Consider the following 448-nt stretch of genomic DNA (forward strand, 5'->3'; position numbering starts at 1 on the left):
TAGGCCACCGCATCGCTATGTCGGCACCCGATCTGGAACCGATTGCCGAGTTTATCCTTAAACACCATGAATGGTGGAACGGTGACGGGTACCCGCTTAAACTAAAAGGAAACGACATCCCGCTGGAGTGCAGGATCCTGTCTATTGCCGACGCTTACGATGCCATGACCAGCGACCGCCCCTACCGCAAGGCCTTGTCCCATAAAGAGGCAATTGCAGAGATCAAGAAGTTCTCGGGGATCCAGTTTGATCCCGAACTGGTAGAGATATTTATAGAATTGCTTGGCCTTAACACCTGGGTCTGGTTTTAAAAAATATCATGCGGTTTTGAATAGTGTTTTGAGCTTAACGTTTAGCTGACCGGTAAGTTTTCCCGGTCAGTGTTTTATTATGCGGCTTTTAGCCTGCCGATACATAATTTGAAACGCACATATAACAATGGTATAAT

Annotated in this window: 1 protein-coding gene; it reads left to right on the forward strand. The window is 46.7% G+C overall.

Annotation, left to right across the window (positions count from 1 at the left end):
- A partial coding sequence (locus Pmgp_RS19430; RefSeq protein ID WP_134216331.1) for an HD-GYP domain-containing protein occupies positions 1–311 on the forward strand: 311 nt, incomplete at its 5' end.
- Between the last annotated feature and the right edge of the window lie 137 nt (positions 312–448).

This window comes from Pelotomaculum propionicicum, assembly GCF_004369225.1.
Taxonomy (GTDB): domain Bacteria; phylum Bacillota; class Desulfotomaculia; order Desulfotomaculales; family Pelotomaculaceae; genus Pelotomaculum_B; species Pelotomaculum_B propionicicum.